Source organism: Streptomyces sp. NPDC046900 (assembly GCF_040644975.1).
Classification (GTDB): Bacteria; Actinomycetota; Actinomycetes; order Streptomycetales; family Streptomycetaceae; genus Streptomyces.
In genome coordinates this window covers 1-3604 of record NZ_JBEYXD010000195.1, presented here as the reverse complement: position 1 = coordinate 3604, position 3604 = coordinate 1, and the positions used below count along the sequence as shown (strand labels likewise).

The following is a 3604-nucleotide window of genomic DNA, read 5'->3' as shown; positions in this document are numbered from 1 at the left end:
GGGGCGCGGGTTCCTGACCGGCACCATCACCTCGACCGGTGACCTTGCCGACAACGACGTGCGCAAGGCACGGCTGCCACGCTTCCAGGACGAGAACCTCGCCCGCAATCTGGGACTCCTGGAATCGGTGAAGGCCATCGCCCAGCGCCTGGACGCCACCCCCGGACAGGTCGCACTGGCCTGGGTCCTGGCCCAGGGAGATGACGTCGTCCCCATCCCCGGCACTCGTCGCGTCGGCTACCTCGAAGAGAACCTCGCGGCCACCAGGCTCACCCTCGCCGACGCAGACCTGCGCGAACTCGAAAGCGCCTTCCCACCCGGCGTGGCCGCCGGGGAACGTTACGACACCGCGGCAGCCGGTTTCATCGAGTCCTGAAGACAGGCAGGGCGTGCCGGAAACGGCCTGGGTAGCAACAGCTGAAGCGCCGCAGGAGCCGCAACAGCTTGCCCCACACGATCCGGTCGCTGATGCAGGGCTGGTGGCAGCCCAGCGCATGGCACGGTTCGACCGCGGGCCGCTCGGGCAGCGCCTCGAACTCACCCCAGAGCGGGTCGGTCAGCAGGCTGGAAGAACGGGCACAGATCTCCCCACTGGTCACGGAGTGCCCCTACTTCGTGACCAGTGGCGCATTCAGCCACACCTCGCCGTCGGGGCCACACGCCGCCTATCCGCGCGGCCTCTTAGTTCAGCTCGTCTATTTCCGTGATCATCTCGATCAGCACCCGGCGGATGTGGGCGCTCAGGTCCGTGGTGCCCAACAGCGCCGTCAGCGAGGTCATGCCGGACTTGCGGGTGAGGCGCCAGAGGTGCGTGTATGCCTTGATCTGGTTGATTGCCATGGTGCGGCGTCGGGTGAGGTCGGCCCGTGAGTCGACCAGAATGCGCGGCTCGCGCACGCGGCGATCAATGCGGTGACGGTCCAGGCCGGGGGGCGATCGCGGCGTGGGCGACCGCGGCAGCGTCGACGGGGTCGGACTTCGAGCCGGTGGGGGCGTGCAGTTTTGCGGTGCGCGGCCATCAGCCGGGTGGGGACCCAGACCACCTCGTGGCCGGCCAGCAGCAGACCGTCGGCGAGGCGGCGGGCGAAGCCACGGCCGTCCTCAATGGCCCAGGTGACGGGGGCACCGTCGGCGGTCGTGCGGATCCACTTGAGCAGGACGCCGATCAGGTTCGCATCGTTCTTGACGGTCAACGGCCTGGTCTGCCGCCTGCCGTCAGCGTCGACGGCCACTGCGACATGGACGTGCTTGTGCGGGTCGATCCCCGCTGTCACCATCGAGTTGTCCTCTTTGTCTGCTGCCGTAATTTTGAGCGGTGGCGGAGCCGATCAAACTAGGCTCCCAGCATGTCTGGTCCGACGTTGGTGATCGAGTTGGCGGAGCCGCTCTCCCTGGCTGAGCTGCGGGAGTTCCGCGCGTTGATGGTGGGGCTCTCCTCCCGCTTCGACGAGAAGCGGCCCGGGTTCTTCGACGTCAACGTGCCCGCAGAGCGACTGGGCGTCGAGGACAGGCGGGAGGAGGACTGGCGAAAGCCGTTCCCGCTTCCACTCCTTGGCAACACCTCCGCGGACAAGGAGCTCACGGCCCTGGTGGGATTCAATCCGCAGCGCGAGGACTGGCGTCGGCCTTTCCTTGTCTACTTGATGGGGCCGGGTGTGGGCGACGAGAGCATCTTCGAGGCTGAGCACGCGGGCGAGCCCGAGGTGGAGGCCATCCTCGGCTTCAGGCCGACCCATGCCGTCAATGTCAGCGCCGGCTGCAATCGCGAGGTCGACCACGTGGCCACGGCCCTGCTGACCGCCGCTGTCATGGACGTCATCGGGGGCGTGGCCAAAGCCGAACTGCTGGACGGACAGGTGTCGGTCGTCGCTGGCCTTCCGGGGGGTGTTGGGGATCGCGGACGACGACTGGATGGTGCTGGGAACGGCGGAGTTCCTGCGGGCCTGGGTCGGACACCCTCCCTTCCGGCTGGTCAAGTAGCCCAGACAGATCCGCCGCAAAGGTGGTGCTGTGACCGGGAACGTTCGCCAGGTTGCCTGACCATGCGGCGAGAGCGGGTCGGCCGCCCCAGCGGATGCTCGTCTCGCTGCGGATGCGGGCGCGCTCGCGCCGTTGGGCGGCCAGCACGTCGGGGTGGCCGCGTTCGTGTTCCGCCAGCGCAGGTAGGCGTGCAGGGCGCGCGTCTGCGTGGTGTGGTTGCGGTGGTTGGAGGTGGCGACGGTGAACTGCCGCAGTGGTCCGAAGTGGGCCTCGAGCGGGTTGGCCCAAGACGCATAGTCGGGGTGAAGCACAGGTTGACTTTGTTCTTCTTCGCCCAGCGACGGATTATGACGCCTTTGTGGGCGGACAGGTTGTCCAGGCTGACGTAGATCGGGGCGCCGTCCGGGCGGGCGGTCCGGATCGACTTCAGCGGGGCCAGCGTGTTCGCGGCGCCCTTCTTGCGGCGGTTGACGCCCCAGAGGGTGTCGTCGCCGATCGAGTAGCAGCCGTGGAAGTAGCGCACCCCGTGGGTGCGGTGGTAGGTCGGGGGATGCCGTTCGGGCCGGCCTTGCTCGGCCCAGCATGACCCGGCGGTGGGCCGGATGCCGAGTGGCCCGAACTCGTCGAACGCGAATACACGGTCCGGGAAACGCTCCAGCACCTCCTCGATGCGGTCCAGCTTGGCGTCGACGCAGGAGGTGCTGGAGCAGGTCGAGCAGGCCGCGCACGCGCTGGCCTACATCATCGTCACCGACCGCCGCTCCACCGACCTGTACCACTGGGGCCGGCGCACCACAGCGATGAGCCTGGCCGCCGAGATCCAGCGTCAGTTGCTGCCCTCGGCTTCCTGCTGCGAGGCGGCCGAGTTCGTTCTGGCGGGAGCCTTGGTGTCCGCCGACGAGATCGCCGGGGACACCTACGACTACACGCTTGAGCGGGACACCCTGCATGTGTCGGTCACCGACGCCATGGGCCACGACGTCGACGCCGCCCTCATGACCACCTTCCTGGTCAACGCCTCGCGCTGCGCCCGCCGCGCAGGGGCCCGGGCTGGCGGAGCAGGCCGGCCAGGCCCACCAGGCCCTGCTCGACCATGGCCGGAACACCTTCGCCACCGGCCAGTTGCTGCGTATCGCCCTGGACGGCAGCGGCGCACACCTCGTCAACGCCGGCCACCTCTGGCCGTTGCGCCTGCGCGGCGGCGCCGTCGACGAAGTCCATCTGGAGATCAATCTGCCCTTCGGCGTCCCCGCACAAGGCACCTACCGCGTCCAGGACCTCGATCTGCGCGCGGGCGACCGCCTGGTCCTCTACACCGACGGCATGCAAGAACGCCAGGCAGAGACCCTGGACCTGGCCGGCCTGATCCGGCCAGCACTGGCAGCATCCACTCCAGCAGCAGCACCAGAAGATCACCGTCACGCGGCATCACGGCGCCAGCGGGACGATTGGACGACGCGCACTCGGGCACCGAGCACGGCGACGGCCAGGTGTGACGCTCCCGACCAGAGGGTTGGACAGCGGAGAGCTTGTCGACGGCGGCTGAATCGTGACCCTCTTTGGGCGGTTGAGTCCTGACCCAGTCTTCAGTTGGTCTTGTCAGTCGTTGCCGTTGCTGGTCGGG

Annotated in this window: 4 protein-coding genes and 4 pseudogenes; 4 read left to right on the top strand and 4 right to left on the bottom strand. The window is 68.3% G+C overall.

Annotated elements, in window-relative coordinates; genetic code table 11:
- The coding region (locus ABZ904_RS50475; protein WP_361830996.1) for an aldo/keto reductase at nt 1-376 on the top strand (376 nt) is incomplete at its 5' end.
- Here ABZ904_RS50475 and ABZ904_RS50470 read toward each other — a convergent pair.
- The 3 genes and pseudogenes from ABZ904_RS50470 to ABZ904_RS50460 form a co-directional block, all read right to left on the bottom strand.
- Nucleotides 363-599, bottom strand: a complete 237-nt coding sequence (locus tag ABZ904_RS50470; protein WP_361004496.1) for a hypothetical protein — start codon at nt 597-599, stop codon at nt 363-365. The genes ABZ904_RS50475 and ABZ904_RS50470 overlap by 14 nt on opposite strands.
- Nucleotides 600-681: 82 nt before the next feature.
- Nucleotides 682-897 (bottom strand): hypothetical protein, encoded by a 216-nt coding sequence (locus tag ABZ904_RS50465; RefSeq protein ID WP_361831002.1) that lies wholly within the window; start codon nt 895-897, stop codon nt 682-684.
- A 107-nt stretch (nt 898-1004) separates the two neighbouring features.
- Nucleotides 1005-1277, bottom strand: a pseudogene (locus ABZ904_RS50460) (transposase); the annotation flags it as partial.
- 69 nt (nt 1278-1346) lie between these two features.
- On the opposite strand from ABZ904_RS50460, the pseudogene ABZ904_RS50455 reads away from it, so the two are divergent.
- Together ABZ904_RS50455 and ABZ904_RS50450 are read left to right on the top strand one after the other, a co-directional pair.
- Nucleotides 1347-1877 (top strand): annotated as a pseudogene (locus tag ABZ904_RS50455) (DUF6368 family protein); the annotation flags it as partial.
- Between the two features lie 34 nt (nt 1878-1911).
- The gene (locus ABZ904_RS50450; protein ID WP_361004493.1) at nt 1912-1980 is read left to right on the top strand and encodes a DUF6368 family protein; all 69 of its coding nucleotides are present in this window, start codon (nt 1912-1914) and stop codon (nt 1978-1980) included.
- A gap of 75 nt (nt 1981-2055) precedes the next feature.
- On the opposite strand, the pseudogene ABZ904_RS50445 reads toward ABZ904_RS50450, so the two are convergent.
- Nucleotides 2056-2668 (bottom strand): annotated as a pseudogene (locus ABZ904_RS50445) (transposase); the annotation flags it as partial.
- 7 nt (nt 2669-2675) lie between these two features.
- Between ABZ904_RS50445 and ABZ904_RS50440 the strand changes: the two are divergent.
- Nucleotides 2676-3558 (top strand): annotated as a pseudogene (locus tag ABZ904_RS50440) (PP2C family protein-serine/threonine phosphatase); the annotation flags it as partial.
- Between the last annotated feature and the right edge of the window lie 46 nt (nt 3559-3604).